Below are 18,758 nucleotides of genomic sequence, written 5' to 3' on the forward strand. Positions count from 1 at the left end.
TTTCCATCGCCCGCCTTCCGGCGAAAAAAAACCCGCGCCACTTGCGTGGGCGGGCTTCTATGCGCTGCAGCGAGGCTGCGCTTATTCCACTTCCACCGTTTCCGGTGCGGCCGTCGGCGCCGCGTCTGGCGGTTCCGGGAATTCCAGCAAGACCTGGTCCTTGTCGTCGAGGTCGACCGTGACCTTGCCGCCGGACACCAAGCGGCCGAACAGCAGTTCGTCGGCCAGCGCCTTGCGGATCATGTCCTGGATCAAACGGGCCATCGGACGCGCGCCCATCAGCGGATCGAAGCCTTTCTTGCCGAGGAAGGCGCGCAGCTTCTCCGTGAAGACGGCTTCGACCTTTTTCTCGTGCAACTGCTCTTCCAGCTGCATGAGGAACTTGTCCACCACGCGCAGGATGATTTCCTGGTCCAGCGCGCGGAAGCTGATGGTTGCATCGATGCGGTTGCGGAACTCCGGCGTGAACATGCGCTTGATGTCGGCCATCTCGTCGCCTGCCTGCTTCGAGTTGGTGAAGCCGATCGACGTCTTTTGCAGGCTTTCCGCGCCCGCATTCGTCGTCATGATGATGATCACGTTGCGGAAATCGGCCTTGCGGCCATTGTTGTCCGTCAAGGTGCCGTGATCCATCACCTGCAGCAGGATGTTGAAAATGTCCGGATGGGCTTTTTCAATTTCATCGAGTAGCAGGACCGCATGCGGCTTCTTGGTGATCGCTTCCGTCAGCAAGCCGCCCTGGTCGAAACCGACGTAGCCCGGCGGCGCGCCGATCAAACGGCTGACGGCGTGGCGTTCCATGTATTCCGACATGTCGAAACGAATCAGCTCGATGCCGAGGATGAAGGCCAGCTGTTTCGCCACCTCGGTCTTGCCCACGCCGGTCGGACCGGAGAACAGGAAGGAGCCGATCGGCTTGTCCGTCTTGCCCAGGCCGGCACGCGCCATCTTGATGGCCGAGGCCAGCGCGTCGATGGCCGGGTCTTGCCCGAACACCACGTTGCGCAAGTCGCGGTCGATCGTCTGCAGCTTGCTGCGGTCGTCCTGGTTGACCGTTTGCGGCGGAATGCGGGCGATCTTGGCGATGATGTCCTCGATCTCGGCCTTGCCGATGGTTTTCTTTTGCTTCGACTTCGGCAGGATGCGCTGCGCCGCGCCCGCTTCATCGATGACGTCGATCGCCTTGTCGGGCAGGTGGCGGTCGTTGATGAAACGCGCCGCCAGTTCCGCCGCCGTCGACAGGGCCGAGGCCGAGTATTTGACGCCATGGTGCTCTTCGAAGCGCGACTTGAGGCCGCGCAAGATCTGCACGGTTTGCTCGACGGTCGGCTCGTTGACATCCACTTTCTGGAAACGGCGCGAGAGCGCATGGTCTTTCTCGAACACGCCGCGGAATTCCGTGTACGTGGTCGCGCCGATGCATTTCAGCTGGCCGTTGGCCAGTGCCGGTTTCAGCAGGTTCGATGCGTCCAGCGTGCCGCCCGAGGCCGAGCCCGCACCGATGATGGTGTGGATCTCGTCGATGAACAGGATGCCGTTCGGATTGTCCTTCAGCTGTTTCAGCACTGCTTTGAGGCGCTGTTCGAAGTCGCCCCGGTATTTAGTGCCGGCCAGCAAGGCGCCCATGTCCAGCGAATACACGACGGCATTCTGCAGGATTTCCGGCACATCGCTTTGCGTGATGCGGTAGGCCAGGCCTTCGGCGATGGCCGTCTTGCCCACGCCCGCCTCGCCGACGAGCAGCGGATTGTTCTTGCGGCGGCGGCACAGGATCTGGATCACGCGGTCGACTTCATCCTCGCGGCCGATCAGCGGGTCGATCCGCCCTTCGGCGGCGGCCTTGTTCAGGTTTTGCGTGAACTGGTCGAGCGGGCTTTCCTTCGGCTGGCCATCGACGGGCGCTTCTTCCACGCCTTCGGAGGCTTTCGCGCTTTCCGTCGACTGGTCCTTGCGCACGCCGTGCGAGATGAAATTGACCACGTCCAGGCGCGTCACGCCCTGCTGGTGCAGGTAGTAGACGGCATGCGAGTCCTTTTCGCCGAAGATGGCCACCAGCACGTTGGCGCCCGTGACTTCCTTCTTGCCGTTCGAGGCGGACTGCACATGCATGATGGCGCGCTGGATCACGCGCTGGAAACCAAGCGTCGGCTGGGTGTCGACTTCGCCCGTGCCAGGCACGGTCGGCGTGTTATCGCCGATGAAATTGGTGAGGGTCTTGCGCAGGTCTTCAATATTGACCGCGCAGGCACGCAATACCTCAGCAGCGGAGGGATTATCCAGCAGTGCCAGCAGTAAATGCTCAACCGTGATGAATTCGTGCCGTGCCTGCCGAGCTTCGACAAACGCCATGTGCAAACTTACTTCTAATTCCTGCGCAATCATACTTCCTCCATCACGCACTGCAGGGGATGCCCCGCCTTGCGCGCATGCGTTAAAACGAACTCCACTTTGGTACACGCTATATCTTTAGAGAACACGCCGCACACTCCTTTGCCGTAGCGATGAACACTGAGCATGATTTGCGTCGCCGTTTCACGGTCCTTGTTGAAATACTCTTGAATGATGGCCACCACAAATTCCATCGGGGTGTAGTCGTCATTGAGCAAGGCCACCTGGTAGAGCGGTGGCGGCTTCAGCACTTGCCGCTCCAGCAGGGTTTCTGAGTCGTGCTTGGTTGCCATACGCTTATTCTAATGCTTTCACAGTGGTTGTCATGCGCAATATCTGCGCCTTTCCAATTGTTTTCAATCTTACGCGTTTTCTGAATACTGCGCAGATGGCGACCTTGCCGCCGAAATCAAGAGTTGCTTTTTTGGTCGTCGTGAAGAATTTGGCAATATCGATGGAAAAGCGCTTGACTTCATTATTTATTCCGCCAACAATGCTGTATCGACTGTTGCAGTAATGTACAGCTTGATAAGAAGTGAGACGTCGAGGAGGGGGCAAGAAGCTTCTTGCTTTTATGGCTCGTGTGATTTGTTTTAATTTTGAAAGTTCTTTTTATGGCAACAGGTACAGTTAAGTGGTTCAATGATTCCAAAGGTTTTGGCTTCATCACTCCAGATGATGGCGGCGAAGATTTGTTTGCTCATTTCTCCGCAATCAACATGAACGGTTTCAAGACCCTCAAAGAAGGTCAAAAAGTTCAATTCGAAGTCACGCAAGGCCCTAAAGGCAAGCAAGCTTCCAACATCCAAGCAGCCTAAGCATCGCCGGCCCTCAGATGTGAAAAACCCCGTCTCCTGACGGGGTTTTTTTTCGTCCGCAGGATGCGCGCAGCGCACCCTGCCCCCTGCTATTACATGTGCTCGATCATCACCTCGCCGAAGCCGGAGCACGACACTTGCGTCGCCCCTTCCATCAGACGGGCGAAATCGTAGGTGACGCGCTTCGAGGCGATCGACTTTTGCATCGAGGAAATCACCAGGTCGGCCGCTTCCAGCCAGCCCATGTGGCGCAGCATCATTTCCGCCGACAGGATCAGGGAACCGGGATTGACGTAATCCTTGCCCGCGTACTTCGGCGCCGTGCCGTGCGTCGCTTCGAACATGGCCACGGAATCGGACAGGTTGGCGCCCGGCGCGATGCCGATGCCGCCCACCTGGGCCGCCAGCGCATCGGAAATATAGTCGCCGTTCAGGTTCAGCGTGGCGATGACGCTGTATTCGGCCGGACGCAGCAGGATCTGTTGCAGGAACGCGTCAGCGATGGAATCCTTGATGATGATGTCGCGCCCCGTCTTCGGGTTCTTGAACTTGCACCAGGGGCCGCCATCGATGAGCTCGGCGCCGAATTCCTTTTGCGCCAGCGCATACGCCCAGTCGCGGAAGCCGCCTTCCGTGTACTTCATGATGTTGCCTTTGTGCACGATCGTCACGGACGGCTTGTCATTGTCGATGGCGTACTGGATGGCCTTGCGCACCAGGCGCTGCGTGCCTTCGATGGAGACGGGCTTGATGCCGATGCCCGACGTGGCCGGGAAGCGGATCTTCGTCACGCCCATTTCCTTGACGAGGAAGTCGATGAGCTTTTTCGCCCCCTCGGAGCCTTGCTGGTATTCGATGCCGGCATAGATGTCTTCCGAGTTTTCGCGGAAAATCACCATGTCCGTCTTTTCCGGCTCCTTCACGGGCGACGGCACGCCCGTGAAGTAGCGCACGGGGCGCAGGCAGACGTACAGGTCCAGTTGCTGGCGCAGGGCCACGTTGAGCGAGCGGATGCCGCCGCCCACGGGCGTCGTCAGCGGGCCCTTGATGGAGACGACGTACTCCTTCAGCACGTCCAGCGTTTCCTCGGGCAGCCACACGTCGGGACCGTACACATTCGTCGATTTTTCGCCCGCATAGATTTCCATCCAGCTGATCTTGCGCGCGCCGCCGTAGGCCTTGGCCACGGCCGCGTCGATCACTCTGATCATGACCGGGCTGATATCGATGCCCGTGCCATCGCCCTCGATGAAGGGGATGACAGGATTATCTGGTACATTCAGCGAAAAATCGGCGTTGACGGTGATTTTTTGGCCGTCAGCAGGTACAGTGATATGTTGATACATCGTGATCTCCGAAGTGGGACACACCGCAGGCAGGCGACACGGGCCGGCGATGCGCTCTGCGGTTGCAGAGTTTACAAAAAACAAGTCCGAACATGGCAGTAACAACGCACTTTAGCAGGGAAAGAACACCCGGGCCACCTGCATCGCAATGCCGGGCGCAGCACCGGGAAAGCCGACCGCCGCGCCGCCTAAGTCTTCTATAAGACATAAGACCAGAGTTTCATATTATGCACCAGTATCCTACAAGGCGCCACGCTTTTGCGGCGCCGCCCAGCCATCACCATCCTTGCAACACGAACAGTCCATCCGCATGCCACTCATCCTCTTCAACAAACCATTCCAGGTCCTGTGCCAATTTTCGCCGCAGGAAGGCCGCGCCACCCTGGCCGACCATCTCACCATCCCCGGCATCTATCCGGCCGGCCGGCTCGACGCCGACAGCGAAGGCTTGCTGCTGCTGACGGACGACGGCCGCCTGCAGCACGACATCAGCCATCCCGACCGCAAGGAGGCGAAAACCTACCTGGTGCAGGTCGACGGCGTACCCGACGCGGCCAGCCTGGCGCGCCTGCAGGCGCCGCTGGACCTGGGCGACTTCACCACGCTACCGTGCAAGGCCGTGCGCATTGCCGAGCCGGACTGGCTGTGGCCGCGCAATCCGCCCATCCGCGCGCGCGCCGACAAACCGACTTCATGGCTGGCGATCACTTTGAAGGAAGGAAAAAACCGGCAAGTGCGGCGCATGACGGCGGCCGTCGGCCTGCCCACGCTGCGCCTCGTGCGCAGTGCCATCGGCCCGTTTTCACTGGCCAGCCACCCCTTGCTGCCGGGCGAATGGTGCGAAGTACCGGCCGCGGCCATCGGCAAGGCGTGAGCCAGGCAGGCAGTAGCGCCTTCCTGTCCATTTTTTGCCAATAAGCACTATTTATTTTTAGATAATGCATTAAAATCATCTCACCTTAACCTGACGAAAGAGGAACGATGATGACGAAAGCAATCCTGGCCCTGGCGGCCACCCTGCTGGCCGGCTCCGCGCTGGCCCAATCGGGTGCGCAAGTCTACGCTTCGGCAGCCACCGATGCCAGCAAGCCGACGCCGCCGCCCGCATCGGCGACGAGCCAGGCATCGGCCGCGACCGATGCCAGCAAGCCGGCGCCCGCATCGGCATCGGTCAACGCATCGGCAGCGACGGATGCCGCGCGTTCGGGCGCGGCCACCAAGGCGTCGGCCGCGACCGACGCACCGCAGCGCCTGATCCCGCAGGCACGCAAGACCAGGCAGCCAGCCGCCGACCAGGCCAAGCCGGCGAAATAGGCGGAACGCGGGCTGCGGCAAGCGCCGTGTTGCTGCAGCCCCACGCTTTCGGCGCGGCCAGGCGCAATGCTTGACCTTGCAGGCGGGAGCATGGCTTAATCGCCGCATCTTCTGCTACCGCCCGCCTCCATGAAAAATCCCCTTGGCAATCCCCGCCTGTTCATCGCCTTGCTGGCTTGCGCCGGCCTGGGCCATGCGCCAGTCCAGGCGCAGCCGGGCAAGAGCATGCAATTGTCGGCTGGCATGCATCTGATCCAGGCGGAAGTGGCTGCCACGGAAGAGCAACGGGAACAGGGGCTGATGTACCGCGAAAAGATGCCGGCCAATGCGGGCATGCTGTTTGTCTTCGGCGCGCCGGCGACCCAGTGCATGTGGATGAAGAATACGCCCCTGCCCCTGTCGGTGGCCTTTATCGATGCGGGCGGCAAGATCGTCAATATCGAAGACATGCAGCCGCACACGCTCGACAGCCATTGCTCGACGAGGACCGTGCCCGTGCGCTATGCCCTGGAAATGAACCTGGGCTGGTTCCGGCAGCACAATATCAAGCCGGGCATGAGCATCGGCAACTTGCCGGCGCTGCGCTAGGGCTGCGCGCGGCCGCGGAAAACCGCGCAAAAAAAAAGGGGAAACGCGAAAAAACCCGCCAGAACGAATCTGCGGGTTTTTGCTTTTCAACCAGTGCCAGCGTACCGGCACAGGCAAGGCCGCCTTGGCGGCTTGCCTGCTGGCGAATATTAAGCGGACAGTGCTTTCAAAGCAGCTGCCAGACGGCTCTTATGGCGAGCTGCCTTGTTTTTGTGGATGATCTTCTTGTCAGCGATACGGTCGATGGTCGACACGGATGCTTGGAAGATTGCAGCAGCAGCTGCCTTGTCGCCACCTTGGATCGCTTTGCGAGCAGCTTTGATAGCCGTGCGCAAGGTCGAACGTTGGGACGAATTGTGTGCGTTTTGCTTAACTGCTTGACGAGCGCGTTTGCGCGCTTGTGCGGTATTTGCCATGGAATTTCCTAAAACAGGGTCAAAGTGCGTTTGCAAACATTAGTGTTTGCCAACCGGTGCGTTCTGTGCGTCTGCCGAACCATGTGTGCCAAACCAGTGCCTGTCAAACATTAGTGTCTGCGTAACAGAATTCTGTACAGCCTTCGATTATAGCGATATTTTCAAGCGGGGGCAAATCAAAAAACCGTGTGTCGTCCCCAAAACACCGAAAAATGGGGCCGGCAAGGGCGAAACAATACCGATTGTTACCATATTTTAAGCCTTTGCCGAGGCCGTGCGCGGCTATAATCTGCCCCCATGAACTTGCTTAAAACCCTCGCCGCCATTTCCAGCATGACCATGCTGTCCCGTGTAACCGGATTATTGCGCGAAAGCCTGTTCGCGCGCGCCTTTGGCGCCGGCGCCTACACGGACGCCTTCATCGTTGCCTTCCGCATCCCCAACCTGTTGCGCCGCCTGTTCGCCGAAGGGGCGTTCTCGCAAGCCTTCGTGCCGATCTTGTCGGAATACAAGAACCAGCACGGCCAGGAAGCCAGCAAGCAGCTGGCCGACCACGTGGCCACCACCCTCGTCTGGGCCACCCTGCTCGTGTCCGCCATCGGCATCGTCGGCGCGCCGTGGTTCGTGTATGCCATTGCCACGGGCCTGTCGAAGGACCCGGGCGCCTTCGACGCGGCCGTGTGGATGACGCGGCTGATGTTCCCTTATATTACTTGCATGTCGTTCGTCGCCCTGGCCGGCGGCATCCTGAATACCTGGCGCGAATTCAAGATTCCCGCGTTCACGCCCGTCTTGCTGAACCTGTCGTTCATCGCCGCCTCGCTGTTCCTCGCGCCCTACTTGAACCAGCCGATCTACGCCATGGCCATCGCCGTCTTCGCCGGCGGCCTGCTGCAGGTGGCCATCCAGATTCCCGCGCTGGTCAGGATCGGCATGCTGCCGCGCCTGTCGATCAATCCCGCCATCGGCCTGTCCGACGGCGGCGTGCGCCGCGTGCTGAAGAAGATGGGTCCGGCCGTGTTCGCCGTCTCCGCAGCCCAGATCAGCCTGATGATCAATACCAGCATCGCCTCGCGCCTGGCCGAAGGCAGCATTTCCTGGCTGTCGTATGCGGACCGCCTGATGGAATTTCCCACCGCCATGCTGGGCGTGGCCCTGGGCACCATCCTGCTGCCCAGCCTGTCGAAGGCCAACGTCGATGGCGACAAGACAGAATACTCGGCCCTGCTGGACTGGGGCCTGCGCCTGACCTTCCTGCTGGCCCTGCCCGCCGCCGTCGGCATGGCGACCCTGGCCACGCCATTGATCGCCACCCTGTTTCACTATGGTAAGTTTACGGCCGAATCCGTGACCATGTCGACGGAACCGCTGGTGGCCTACAGCCTGGGCCTGATCGGCATCATCCTCGTCAAGACCCTGGCGCCCGCCTTCTATGCGCGCCAGGATATCCGCACGCCCGTGAAGATCGCCCTTGGCGTGCTGATCGCCACCCAGCTGATGAACCTGCTGTTCGTGCCCTACATCGCCGTGGCCGGCCTGGCCCTGTCCATCGGCCTGGGCGCCTGCCTGAACGCCAGCTTCCTCTACTGGGGCTTGCGCAAGCGTGGCATCTACCAGCCGAAACCGGGCTGGGCCAAGTTCTTCCTGCGCCTGCTGCCGTCCCTCGTCGTCATGGGCGGCGTGGCGTATCTTGGCGCCATGCGCATCGACTGGATCGCCATGCAGGCGCACCCGCTGCTGCGCGCCGGCGCCCTGGCGCTGGTGGTGGCCCTGTGCGGCGTGGCGTACTTTGCCACGCTGTTCCTGGTTGGCTTCCGCTTCCGCGACTTCAAGCGCCACGCGTGACAAGCTGCGCAGGGCGTTGTTGCCTGCGTCTCGCCGTGCTGGCGTACTGTCTTCGACCTGGCGCCTGGCCTCTCGCAGCTTATCCATGGCGCCGGCGAGGACGCTTGCGCCTCGCCGTACTGGCGTACTGTCTTCCACCTGATGCCTGGCCCGGCGCAGCTTGTCCATGGCGCCGGCGAGGACGCTTGCGTCTCGCCGTGCTGGCATACTGTCTTCGACCTGGCGCCTGGCCTCTCGCAGCTTGCCTATGGCGCACTCACCAAAGACGAAAAAAAACCCGCCGAAGCGGGTTTTTTTTTCGTTACGGAGAAAGCTTAAGCAGCTTTCTTGGCGCGACGGCGTGCCACGGCGCCGACCAGCGCCAGGCCGCCGAGCAGCATGCCATAGGTTTCTGGCTCTGGCACTGGCAGGGCCGAGACGGAACCCAGGTAGGCGGCGTTTTTCAAGCCCGTCAGGCCCGTGACGTGCACGGTGTACGAACCGGCGGCCAGCTGGCCATCCCAGCTCAGGCTCTGGATGCCGGCAGCGGCGGAGTAGGTCAGGTTGCCGTAGCCCAGCAAGGTGGCGGAGAAGTCCTTGATGGCGCCTTCCACGACCGAGAACGTCTGCAGGGCGCCAAACGAGGTCGACGATGGCGTAACCAGCTTGAAGGTCCAGAAGTCGTCAACTGCGGTGTTGGCGGCAAACTTGGTGGTGATGGCGGACAAGGTATCGGAACCCGATGGATCCAGGATGCCGAGGTCGTACGTTGCTGCCGACGCGCTGAACGATGCTGCTGCCAGGATGCCTGCAGCGATAAATTTCAATTTCATAGTTTATCCCTCAAAAGTAATTTATGGCTGCACTGCGCAGGCCACCAATAGTTTTAGTACCGGAAGTACTGATGAGGATGGTAGCATAATTGCATCGAATTTCTTATAAATATTTTATCGAAGTTTCATCCGAGATAACTATTTTCAAACTGAAATATTTGCCTGCATCGGCCACTTTCCAGTAGAAAATAGTTACCGGCACTTCTATCTACTTGCGGCAACTTTTTATCGCGGCACGGCCGTTTCCGCCTCGACGGCGGGCACTTCCTCCCCTTCGGCGGGCGGTGGCGGCTCCTGGGGCGTCTGTTCTTGCGGTGGGGAAATAGGGCGGGAAAACAACGGTGGCGCCGGGGCGGCCGGGGGCGCAGCTGGCCCGCCCTCCGGCGCCGCAGCGCCAGGTCCGCCTGCCGCGCCCTGCCCTGCCTGCGGCAAGCCCGGCGCGTTGAGCATGAAATGCCATTCCGCCAGGCGGGCGCGGCCTTCGAAGCCGGCGAAGCGGGCCTCGAAGTTTCCCACCTTCAACGGCGCCGCTTGCGACAGGCTGTGCACGCCGATGATGCCGTTGCTGCCGGGCTGGTACAGCAAGCCCCATTCGGCGCGCCCCGTGACGGGATCGACAAACAGCTTGCGCAAGTGCCGGCGCACCTGCGGAAAGCGGGGATCGCGCAGCAGGGCCGCCAGATCCGGCGGCTGCTGGGGCTGGCCTGGCGGCGTGGCGGCCGCGTAACTGTAGAGGGCGTCGGAAAACTGCGCGCCGATGTCGAGCAATTCCTGCTCGGCCGCCTGGCGCTGCAGCAGCGAACCCACCTTCAGGCCCGCCGCTCCCACCAGGCCCAGGATGGCCACCAGGATGATCAGGCCAAGATAGGTAAAGCCGCGCTGGCGGCCCAGCCGGATGGGGTCGGGACGGCGCATCGCCGCTACCAGTCGGCGAACGGCGTGCCGCTGCGGTCCTTGCCGGGCGCGCCGCTCTTCACGTCATACACCTGCCCCGGCGTTTCGTCGGGCGGCGGCACGATGAGCCAGCTGGCATCGCTGTCCGTGATGGGGTCGATGGGCATGGCGCGCAGGTATTTCCTGTCCACCAGCTGCTCCAGGCTGTCGGGATAGCGGCCCGTATCGCCGTGGAACTGGTCGATGGTCGTGCGCAGGTTGCGCAGGTTATCGGCCAGCACGGTTTCCTTCGCCTTGTCGAGGCTGGGAAAGTAGCGCGGCACGGCCAGGGTCAGCAGCAACGCCACGATGCCCAGCACCACCAGCAGTTCGATCAGGGTAAAGCCGCGCACGCGCGCGACAGGATTATCGGCAGGCATGGTTCACCATTTGCGGTAAGGCACGTCATTCAGGCCCGTCTTGCTGGAAGTCGAGTACACATCGTACACATCGTCGCCCTCGCGCGGCTCGCTGGCCTCGCTGGCATAGCTGCGTTTGCCCCAGGTCTGCGCATCGCTCAGGCTGGCGTCCGCGTTGAACGGGTCGCGCGGCACGCGGCGCAGGAAGAATATCTTGCTGCGCTTCGGGCTGCGCTGGTCCGGCACGCCCTCGACCAGCGCTTCCAGGCTTTTCGGATAGCCGCTGGCGTCGGGCGCGCGCACGATGCGCCCCTCGTCGCCGGCGCGCTTGTACGCATCGAGCCCCTGGCGGATGTCGCGCAGCGCGCGCCGCAGCTCCTGCTCCTGGCGCCGCTGCAGGGTCACCTGCGTGACGGGCAGCACCAGCGTGCCCAGCACGCCCAGGATGGCCAGGGTCACCAGCAGCTCGATCAGGGTGAAACCACCCCGGGCGCGCGGCAGCATCATTTGGCGGGAGGCGGCGCCACGGGCACGGGCTGGCCGGACGACAGCGGCAAGGGCGCCGTCTGCAGCGGCACGGGCTGGCCGGACGAAATCGGCAAAGGCGAGGCCGCCGGCGCCTCGGGCGACGGCGTCACCTCGGGCGCAGGCACCGTCTGCGGCAGCGGCTGCGGCAGCTGGCCCGGCACCATCATCGGCTGCGGCGGCGCCGGCTGCATGCCGACGGCGGACGGGCCGGAACGCACGATCACCGTGCCCGGCATCTGCGTGGGCGCCCTGGCGGCCATGTCGGGACGGCGGCGGAAGCTGCCCTCCGTGCCGGCCGAAAATTCCGACTCCTTCGCTTCCGGACGCTGCACCGTGCGCACCAGGTGCGGCGTGATCGACAGCACGATCTCCGTCTTCTGGCTGTCATCCTTGCTGCTGCCGAACAGGCGCCCCAGCACGGGAATGTCGCCCAGGCCCGGCACCTTGTTGCCCGAGCTGCGCTCCTCGTTGTTGATCAGGCCCGCCAGCACCTGGTTTTCGCCATCCTTCAGCTGCAGCATGGTCGACGCCTGGCGCGTGCCGATCTGGTACAGGGTCGAGCCGCTCTTGGTGATGGTGGCCGCGCCCAGGTTGCTCACTTCGAGCGAGATGCGGATGCCCACCTCGTTGTTCAGGTAGATGGTCGGTTCGGCATTCACCGTCAGGCCCACGTCCAGGTAGCTGATCGACTCGGAAGCGAAGCCGCCCGTGCCCGGCGAGATGGTGGTGGTAATCACCGGGACCTTGTCGCCGATGACGAATTTCGCCTTCTCGCGGTTGCGCACGCGGATGCGCGGATTGGCCAGGATGTTCGCGTCGCCATCCGTCTTGTTGACGTTCGCCGTGACGGACAGGTCGCTCACGCCGATGCTGCGCTGGTTCAGGTTATTCAGGTCGCTGATGGTCAGCCCCGCGCCGCCCGAGGTGGAAAGCGGCGTCAGGGTCAGGCTCGATGGCCAGGCCACGCCCAGCGCCAGCAGGCGGCTGCGCTTGACTTCGAGGATTTCCAGCTCCAGCACCACTTCCGCTTCCGGCACGTCCTGCAGCGCGATCAGGCGCTCGGCCAGGCGGATCGCCTCGGGCGTGTCGCGCACGATGACGAGGTTGAGCTTTTCATCGGCCACCACGTCGCGCGTCTTGAGGATGGTCTTGAGCGTGTTGGCCACCTGCTTGGCGTCCGCGTTCGCCAGGAAGAAGGTTTTCACCAGCACCTCCTGGTATTCCTTCAGTTTCGCCGCCACGTTCGGATAGATCAAGATGGTGTTCGCATCCATCACCTGCTGCTCCAGCTGGTTCGTCACCAGCAGGAAGTACACGGCCGACTCCACCGTGCTGTTTTTCAGGAAGATGGACGTCTTCGCGTCCGCCTTGACGTCCTTGTCGAAGACGAAATTGAGGCCGGAGCGGCGCGCGATCAGCTCGAACACCTGCTTTAGCGGCGCGTCGCGAAATTCGATCGTGATCGGCTGCTTGTACGATTTGGCCAGGCCCGATTCCACCACGGGCGGCGCCGTCTTTTCGTCGACGTCGCGCAGCAGCGCGCGCGCGCCGGCGTGGCCTGGCTGCTCGGTAAGGATGGCAGTCAGGCGCTGGCGCGCGGGGTCGTAGCGCTTGGCCTCGATGTCGTTCCGCGCTTCGGCCAGCAGCTTGTCCTGGCGCTGTTCGCGCTCTAGCGCGCGCAGGCCGCTGTTGGCCCGTTCGTTCTGCGCGTCGATCTCCAGCACGCCGAGGAAACTCGCGCGGGCCAGCTCGCCCTGCCCCGCTTGCGCCTGGCGCTCGGCCTGCTGCAAGCGGCTGCTGGTGGCCCGCTCGCGCGCCTGCAGGTAGGCGCTGCGGTACTGCGCATTGCCGGGGTCCTGCTGCAGCGCTTCCTGCAGCTTTTGCAGGCCGGCCGGCACCTGGTCTTGCGCAATCAGTTCGCGCCCGTCGCGGTAGGCCATCTGCCCGGCGCAGCCGGCCAGCAGCACCAGCAGCAGCGGCGACGCCAGGCTGGCGCGCCGCAGGAACGGCGCCGTAAGGAAGGAACGAGGCATCAATCGAGTACTCCAATGTTGAGCTGCTGAACCTGGTTCAACGGCAGATAGGTGAGCGTCATGACGGGCGGCGCGATGACCACCACCTTGTAGGCGCCATCGATGACGGTATTCGTGCGCACGATGTAGGTCTTGTCGGCGCGCGACAGGAACACTTCCCAGGCGCCGTCGGCGGCCGCCTTGCCCAGGTAGACGAAGGGCAGCGGCGGCGCCATCGGCGGCGGTGGCGGCGGCGGGGCCGCGACGACCAGCTTCGGCGGCGGCGGGGTCCAGCTCTGGCTCTGGAACACCCCGTCGGCGCCGCCGAAGGTGTCGCCATCCTCGCCCGCCACCTCGCTGCGCGGCAGCAGCGCCAGGATGGCCGGCTGCGGCGCCTGCGGCCGGGCGGCATGGCGCGCAGGCGCCACGGCCCGCTCCACCGCCTCGGCCACGTCGGCCACGGGCTGGCGCTCGCCGAACAGCAGCAGCGCACCCGCCCCCAGCACCCCGGCCAGCAGCAGCTTGTGGCGCGGCGTCATGGCGCGCCTCCCGCGCCGCCGGACGGCGCGTCGGCCAGGTAGAACGTCAGGCGCAGCCGCGCTTCGAGCTGCGTGTCGGCGATCTGCTCGCGGCGAAAGCTCAGTTCATCGAGCGAGGCAAACGGCACGGCACGCAGGGCCTGCAGCGCGAACTGCCACACGGCCGCATAACTGCCCTTCAGCGGCAAGGTCACCTGGTAGGTGGCGACCCTGCTGGCCTTGTCGTAGCCGCTCTTGTACTCGCCCTGCGCCAGCAGCAGGCCATTCTTTGCCGCCAGGTCGAACAGCAGCTTGACCTGCTGCTCCGCATGGCGCTGCTGTCCCAGCACGGCGTAGAAACGGGCCAGGTTGTCGCTGGCCGTCGCCGGCGGCGCCACGATGGCTACGGCCAGCGATGGCTGCGGCAAGGGCCGCGCTTCCAGCTGCGCCGCCACTGCGCGCTGCTGCCAGGCCCAGGTCCAGGCGGCCGCGCCCAGCGCCAGCAAGGCCACGGCGAGGCAGGCGGGCAGGCCCGCCCGGCGCAGCAGCAGTTGCGCGCGCAGGCGCAGGACATGCAGGTCGATGGCCATCATGGCGCCCCCCAGCGCGCTTCGAGCTGGAAACGCAAGGGCCGGTTCGGGTCGAGCGCATTGATTTCATGGCGCAGCAGCTGCACCCGGCCGTCGAACAGCTCCCGCTGCTTGAGCTGCGCGACATACGCCACCATGGCATCGCTGCCGGTCGTCTCGGCCGTGATTTTCAGGATGCGCTTGCGTGCGTCCGGCTCCAGCGCCAGCAGCGCGACTGCGGGCGGCGTGGCGCTGGCCAGCGCATCCTGCACGTCGCGCCACGGCAGGTTCAATTGCAGGATGGCGGCATTCACGGCCGCCGCCTGCGCCGGCGCAATGGCCGCCTGCGCCACCGGCGCTGCTCCTTGCGTGGCTTGCGCGACACGCTGCTGGGCGCGCAGCCAGCGCGCCTCGCTCGCGTGCTGGCGCTGCAGCGCGGCGCTGCCGGCCCACACGGCCGTGACGGCCAGCGTCGCGCCCAGCACGCCGGTACACCACGCCCATGCGGGCACGCGGTGCAGGCTGCGGCGCCAGCCGGGCGGGGCGAAATCGATATCCAGGCGCGTCATGCCAGGCCTCCGCTGTGGGCCAGCCGGGCGGCCGGCGACAGGACCGCGTCGCCAGCGGTCGGCGCGAACGGCACGCAGGCAAAGCTGCCCGCCGCGCGCGGCGCCAGCCACGCCGCCGGCGCCGCGCCGCACAGCTGCAGCAGCGCCGGTTCGGACACGCCCTGCAGCAGCGCTTCGCGCGCCAGCGCCTGTTCCAGCCAGTCAGGGCCGGCGCCAGGCGGCACGGGCAGCGCGCGCACGGCGCGCAGGCGGCCATCGTGCCGCACGCCCAGGCGCAAGGTGTGTTCCTGCAGCTGGCCGAACCAGGCGCCCGGCTTGAGCGCGCCCTGCCAGCGGTTCCAGTGGCGCGCGAACTGCGGCGTGATGAACATCAGGGCCAGCTTGCGCTGCGCCGCCACGCGGGTCAGCTGCGCCAGCAGCGCGCGCGGCACGGCGCAGAAAAACGGCGCGCGCGCATCCCAGGCGCTGCTGCTGTGCCACAGGCCCGGAGCATCGCCATACAGCGACTGGAAGCGCAGCGCGGCGGCCGCCTCGATATCGGCCAGGCGCGTGGCGCCTTGCGGCAGGTCCACCTGCCACAGCCGCACGAGCGCATCGTCGAGCACCACGGACAGGGACCGGCCCGCGTATGCCCCCTCGGGCAGCAGCTGTTCCAGGACTCGTCCCAGGGCGGCGAAATCGCCATGCATGCCGTCCTGCGGCACATATTCCTGCTCGGCCAGCAAGGTCCAGGCGGGCGCCCGCCAGCGGCTGGTGCGCCACAGGCTCACGCTGCCCGAGGCCACGCCCAGGCGCAACCCCTGTCCCAAGCTGAACTTTTCCAAGCCTTTACGCATGCAGGGTGACCCTCTTGATTTCCGTGATGGTGGTGGCGCCCCGCTTCACCAGTTCCAGCGCCGCCAGGCGCAGGCTGCGCGTGCCGTTCGCATGCGCGGCCGCCTTGATCTGGCGGATAGGCTTCTTGTCGACGATGAGTTCGCGGATTTCATCCGTCAGCACGAGGATTTCCGCGATCGAGCGGCGCCCCTTATAGCCCGTGCCGCGGCAGTCGCCGCAGCCCTTGCCCTGCTTGAATGCATAGCCAGCCACGTCGGCGCGCGCCAGTCCCACGCTGGCCAGCTCCGTGTCGTCGGGCGTGTATTCGGTGGCGCAGTGGGGGCAGTTGGTGCGTATCAGCCGCTGCGCCCAGATGCCGTTCAGGGCCGAGACGAAGGCATACGGGTCGATGCCCATGTGGGTAAAACGGCCGAAGACGTCGAAGACATTGTTCGCATGCACGGTGGTGAGCACCAGGTGGCCCGTGAGGGCCGACTGCACGGCGATTTCCGCCGTCTCGCGGTCGCGGATCTCGCCCACCATGATTTTATCGGGGTCGTGGCGCAAAATCGAACGCAAGCCCTTGGCAAAGGTCAGCCCCTTCTTTTCATTCACGGGGATCTGCAAGATGCCGGGCAGCTGGTATTCGACGGGATCTTCGATGGTGATGATCTTTTCGCGCCCGTTGTGGATCTCCGTCAGCGCCGCGTACAGCGTGGTGGTCTTGCCCGAGCCGGTCGGCCCCGTCACCAGCAACATGCCGTAGGCTTCCTGCGCCAGCGCGCGCAGGGCTTCCAGCGACGGCGCGTCAAAGCCCAGCGCTTCGAGCGTCAGGGCGCCGTAGGCCTCGATCATGGCGCGCTTGTCGAGGATGCGGATGACGGCATCCTCGCCGTGGATGCTGGGCATGATGGAGACGCGCAAATCGATTTCGCGCCCGCCCGCCTCGACGCGGAAGCTGCCATCCTGCGGCACGCGGCGCTCGGCGATATCGAGTTCGGCAAGCACCTTCAGGCGCGAGATGATGTGTTCTGCCACCTCGATGCCGTTGACGGAGGTAGCGTGATCGAGCACGCCGTCGACGCGGTACTTGACGGCCAGGCCGCCGGCCGTGCTTTCCAGGTGGATGTCCGAGGCGCCCGCCTTCAGCGCGTCATACAGGGTCGAGTTGACCAGCTTGACGGCGGGGCTGGCCGCTTCCGACACGCTGGCGAACGACAGCACGGCCGCCGTCTTGCCGTCGCGCCGCGCGTCACTGGCGGCGCCGGGCAGCAGGCTGTCGACGGCGCGCGCCGATTCCTCCTGCTTCGACAGGTAGGCGCCGATGTCGGCCTGCAGCGCCAGGCGCACGCTCAAGGCGCCCTGGCCGGCGCGCGCACCCAGCCAGGTCTGCAGGTCCAGGTCGAAGGGGTCGGCGATGACGCCGAGCAGCTGGCCGTCGGCGGCGCGCAGCAGCACGCTGTGGCGCGCCAGCGCCTGCGACAGCGGCAGCAGGTCGAACGCGGGCGACAGCGCCAGCATGTCCGCCGTTTCCAGCACGTCCAGGCCGAACGGGCGCGCCAGCGCGCGCACGACGGCGCGCGCGTCGATGCCGCTCAATTGCTGCAGTTCCTCGACCAGGCTGCGCTTCGATTGCAGGCACAGGGCGCGGGCGCGCTGCAGCAGCGCGGGGTCGATGGCCACGGCGGCAGGGGCCGCCGGCACGGAAGTAGTCTGCATCATGAAATATCGCCGGCCAGGTCAAAGATGGGCATGTACAGCAGGATCACGATGGCGCCCACGACCAGGCCGATGGCGGCCATGAGCAGGGGTTCGAAGGTGCGCGTGAAACGGTCGATCCAGCGGCTGATTTCACCGTCATAGAAGGCCGCGGACTGGGTCAGCATGGGACCCATGTCGCCCGTGCGCTCGCCCACGCGCAGCATGCGCAGCGAGATCGGCGTCGTCAGCTGGTGCTGCTCAAACGCCGACGACAGCGGCTGGCCCGCCTCGATGGCCCCGCGCGCCTGCTGCAGGGACGCCTGCATGCGCGGCGAGACCATGGCTTGCACGGTGGCAATGGCTTGCACGATGGTGATGCCGCCCTCGGCCAGCATGCCCAGGGTCAGGTACAGGCGCGACAGTTCATAGATGCGCACGCGCTCGCCGATGCCGGGCAATTTGGCCAGCAGGCGCGCCACGCCGCCGTTGCGCAGCACGCGCCGCACGGCCGTCCACAGCACGCTGCCGGCGATGGCCACGCCGGCCAGCAGCAGCACGCCGTGTTCGGTGACGAACTGGCCCCAGCCGAGCATGACTTGCGACATCCACGGCAGGTTGCGCCCGGCGCCCTGGTACACCTCGGCGAAACGGGGCACCACGTAGCTGATCAGGAAGGCGCTGACGCCGCCGCCCACGGCCAGCAGGATGGCGGGATAGATGGCGGCGCTGACGATCTTCGCGCGCACCGTGTCGATGCGCTGCTGGTAATCGATGTAGCGCGACAGCGCGCGCGGCAGGTCGCTGGTGCCCTCGGCCGCCTTGACGATGCCGATGTAGAGCGGCGGAAACAGTTCGGACTGCTCTGCCAGCACGGCAGAGAAGCGCTTGCCTTCGCGCAAGCCTTCCAGCAGGCGCGTGAGCACGCTGCGCGTGGCCGGCGACGCTTCCTTTTCCAGCAGCGCTTCGAGCGCCTCGACGATGCCCAGCCCCGCATTGAGCAGGGCCAGCAATTCCTGGCTGAACAGCAGCAGGGGCAGCGCCCGCGCGCGCTGGCGCCCGGCGGCGCTGAACGGCGTGGCGCGCAGGGGGCGGATGGCGCTGACAAACAGGCCCCGCGCCTCGGCCTGGCGGCGCGCGTCCGCTTCGTCGCGGCCGTCGATCACGCAGGTCGACAGGGTGGCTACCGCCTCGTCCGTGGAGAGCGCGCGTACTTCAAACTGCATGAT

The 18,758-nt window shown here is 64.7% G+C and carries 20 protein-coding genes; 5 read left to right on the plus strand and 15 right to left on the minus strand.

Going from position 1 to position 18,758, the window contains the following annotated elements; all coding sequences use genetic code 11:
* Window positions 1-81: 81 nt before the first annotated feature.
* Window positions 82-2,382 carry an ATP-dependent Clp protease ATP-binding subunit ClpA gene (gene clpA, locus AC07VL_RS18205; protein ID WP_494807086.1) on the minus strand — a complete coding sequence of 767 codons (2,301 nt, stop codon included), beginning with the start codon at window positions 2,380-2,382 and terminating at the stop codon, window positions 82-84.
* Window positions 2,379-2,681 (minus strand): ATP-dependent Clp protease adapter ClpS, encoded by a 303-nt coding sequence (clpS, locus tag AC07VL_RS18210; RefSeq protein WP_070221390.1) that lies wholly within the window; start codon window positions 2,679-2,681, stop codon window positions 2,379-2,381. Before clpS ends, clpA begins: the two co-directional genes overlap by 4 nt.
* A 321-nt stretch (window positions 2,682-3,002) precedes the next feature.
* Here clpS and cspE point away from each other — a divergent pair, with 321 nt between their 5' ends.
* Entirely contained in the window at window positions 3,003-3,206 is a 204-nt protein-coding gene (gene cspE, locus AC07VL_RS18215; protein WP_010395943.1) for a transcription antiterminator/RNA stability regulator CspE, read from the plus strand.
* A gap of 92 nt (window positions 3,207-3,298) precedes the next feature.
* Here the strand turns inward: cspE and icd are convergent, their stop codons facing one another.
* Window positions 3,299-4,552, minus strand: a complete 1,254-nt coding sequence (gene icd, locus AC07VL_RS18220; RefSeq protein WP_494807087.1) for an NADP-dependent isocitrate dehydrogenase — start codon at window positions 4,550-4,552, stop codon at window positions 3,299-3,301.
* 310 nt (window positions 4,553-4,862) lie between these two features.
* On the opposite strand from icd, the gene AC07VL_RS18225 reads away from it, so the two are divergent.
* The 3 genes from AC07VL_RS18225 to AC07VL_RS18235 all read left to right on the plus strand — a co-directional run bounded on the left by AC07VL_RS18225 (window position 4,863) and on the right by AC07VL_RS18235 (window position 6,454).
* Window positions 4,863-5,426, plus strand: coding sequence for a pseudouridine synthase (locus AC07VL_RS18225; protein ID WP_494807088.1), 564 nt, complete (start codon window positions 4,863-4,865; stop codon window positions 5,424-5,426).
* A gap of 107 nt (window positions 5,427-5,533) precedes the next feature.
* A complete protein-coding gene (locus AC07VL_RS18230) occupies window positions 5,534-5,866 on the plus strand; it encodes a hypothetical protein (protein WP_494807089.1) in 333 nt (110 codons plus the stop codon).
* 129 nt (window positions 5,867-5,995) lie between these two features.
* Window positions 5,996-6,454: a DUF192 domain-containing protein gene (locus AC07VL_RS18235; RefSeq protein ID WP_494807090.1), complete on the plus strand. Its 459-nt coding sequence runs from the start codon at window positions 5,996-5,998 to the stop codon at window positions 6,452-6,454.
* 149 nt (window positions 6,455-6,603) lie between these two features.
* Here the strand turns inward: AC07VL_RS18235 and rpsT are convergent, their stop codons facing one another.
* Complete coding sequence (gene rpsT, locus AC07VL_RS18240) at window positions 6,604-6,870, minus strand: 30S ribosomal protein S20 (RefSeq protein WP_010395935.1); 267 nt, start codon at window positions 6,868-6,870, stop codon at window positions 6,604-6,606.
* A gap of 297 nt (window positions 6,871-7,167) precedes the next feature.
* Between rpsT and murJ the strand changes: the two genes are divergently transcribed.
* On the plus strand, window positions 7,168-8,715 hold the full coding sequence (gene murJ / locus AC07VL_RS18245) for a murein biosynthesis integral membrane protein MurJ (RefSeq protein ID WP_494807091.1): 1,548 nt from the start codon (window positions 7,168-7,170) through the stop codon (window positions 8,713-8,715).
* A gap of 314 nt (window positions 8,716-9,029) precedes the next feature.
* On the opposite strand, the gene AC07VL_RS18250 is transcribed toward murJ, so the two are convergent.
* From AC07VL_RS18250 to AC07VL_RS18300, 11 genes are all read right to left on the minus strand, one after another.
* Window positions 9,030-9,527, minus strand: coding sequence for an FxDxF family PEP-CTERM protein (locus AC07VL_RS18250; protein ID WP_494807092.1), 498 nt, complete (start codon window positions 9,525-9,527; stop codon window positions 9,030-9,032).
* Between the two features lie 225 nt (window positions 9,528-9,752).
* Entirely contained in the window at window positions 9,753-10,442 is a 690-nt protein-coding gene (locus tag AC07VL_RS18255; protein WP_494807093.1) for a type II secretion system protein, read from the minus strand.
* A 5-nt stretch (window positions 10,443-10,447) separates the two neighbouring features.
* Window positions 10,448-10,840 (minus strand): type II secretion system protein, encoded by a 393-nt coding sequence (locus AC07VL_RS18260; RefSeq protein ID WP_494807094.1) that lies wholly within the window; start codon window positions 10,838-10,840, stop codon window positions 10,448-10,450.
* A 3-nt stretch (window positions 10,841-10,843) separates the two neighbouring features.
* Window positions 10,844-11,326: a type II secretion system protein gene (locus tag AC07VL_RS18265; protein ID WP_494807095.1), complete on the minus strand. Its 483-nt coding sequence runs from the start codon at window positions 11,324-11,326 to the stop codon at window positions 10,844-10,846.
* Complete coding sequence (locus tag AC07VL_RS18270) at window positions 11,323-13,380, minus strand: secretin GspD/PilQ domain-containing protein (RefSeq protein WP_494807253.1); 2,058 nt, start codon at window positions 13,378-13,380, stop codon at window positions 11,323-11,325. Before AC07VL_RS18270 ends, AC07VL_RS18265 begins: the two co-directional genes overlap by 4 nt.
* Window positions 13,380-13,898: a hypothetical protein gene (locus AC07VL_RS18275; RefSeq protein ID WP_494807096.1), complete on the minus strand. Its 519-nt coding sequence runs from the start codon at window positions 13,896-13,898 to the stop codon at window positions 13,380-13,382. The genes AC07VL_RS18270 and AC07VL_RS18275 overlap by 1 nt, the downstream gene beginning before the upstream one ends.
* Entirely contained in the window at window positions 13,895-14,470 is a 576-nt protein-coding gene (locus AC07VL_RS18280) for a hypothetical protein (RefSeq protein ID WP_494807097.1), read from the minus strand. The genes AC07VL_RS18275 and AC07VL_RS18280 overlap by 4 nt, the downstream gene beginning before the upstream one ends.
* Window positions 14,467-15,015, minus strand: coding sequence for a hypothetical protein (locus AC07VL_RS18285; RefSeq protein ID WP_494807098.1), 549 nt, complete (start codon window positions 15,013-15,015; stop codon window positions 14,467-14,469). The genes AC07VL_RS18280 and AC07VL_RS18285 overlap by 4 nt, the downstream gene beginning before the upstream one ends.
* On the minus strand, window positions 15,012-15,851 hold the full coding sequence (locus tag AC07VL_RS18290; protein ID WP_494807099.1) for a hypothetical protein: 840 nt from the start codon (window positions 15,849-15,851) through the stop codon (window positions 15,012-15,014). Before AC07VL_RS18290 ends, AC07VL_RS18285 begins: the two co-directional genes overlap by 4 nt.
* Window positions 15,844-17,553, minus strand: coding sequence for a GspE/PulE family protein (locus tag AC07VL_RS18295; protein WP_494807100.1), 1,710 nt, complete (start codon window positions 17,551-17,553; stop codon window positions 15,844-15,846). The genes AC07VL_RS18290 and AC07VL_RS18295 overlap by 8 nt, the downstream gene beginning before the upstream one ends.
* On the minus strand, window positions 17,550-18,755 hold the full coding sequence (locus AC07VL_RS18300; protein WP_494807101.1) for a type II secretion system F family protein: 1,206 nt from the start codon (window positions 18,753-18,755) through the stop codon (window positions 17,550-17,552). The genes AC07VL_RS18295 and AC07VL_RS18300 overlap by 4 nt, the downstream gene beginning before the upstream one ends.
* Between the last annotated feature and the right edge of the window lie 3 nt (window positions 18,756-18,758).

Source organism: Janthinobacterium sp. GW821-FHT03C08 (assembly GCF_059420905.1).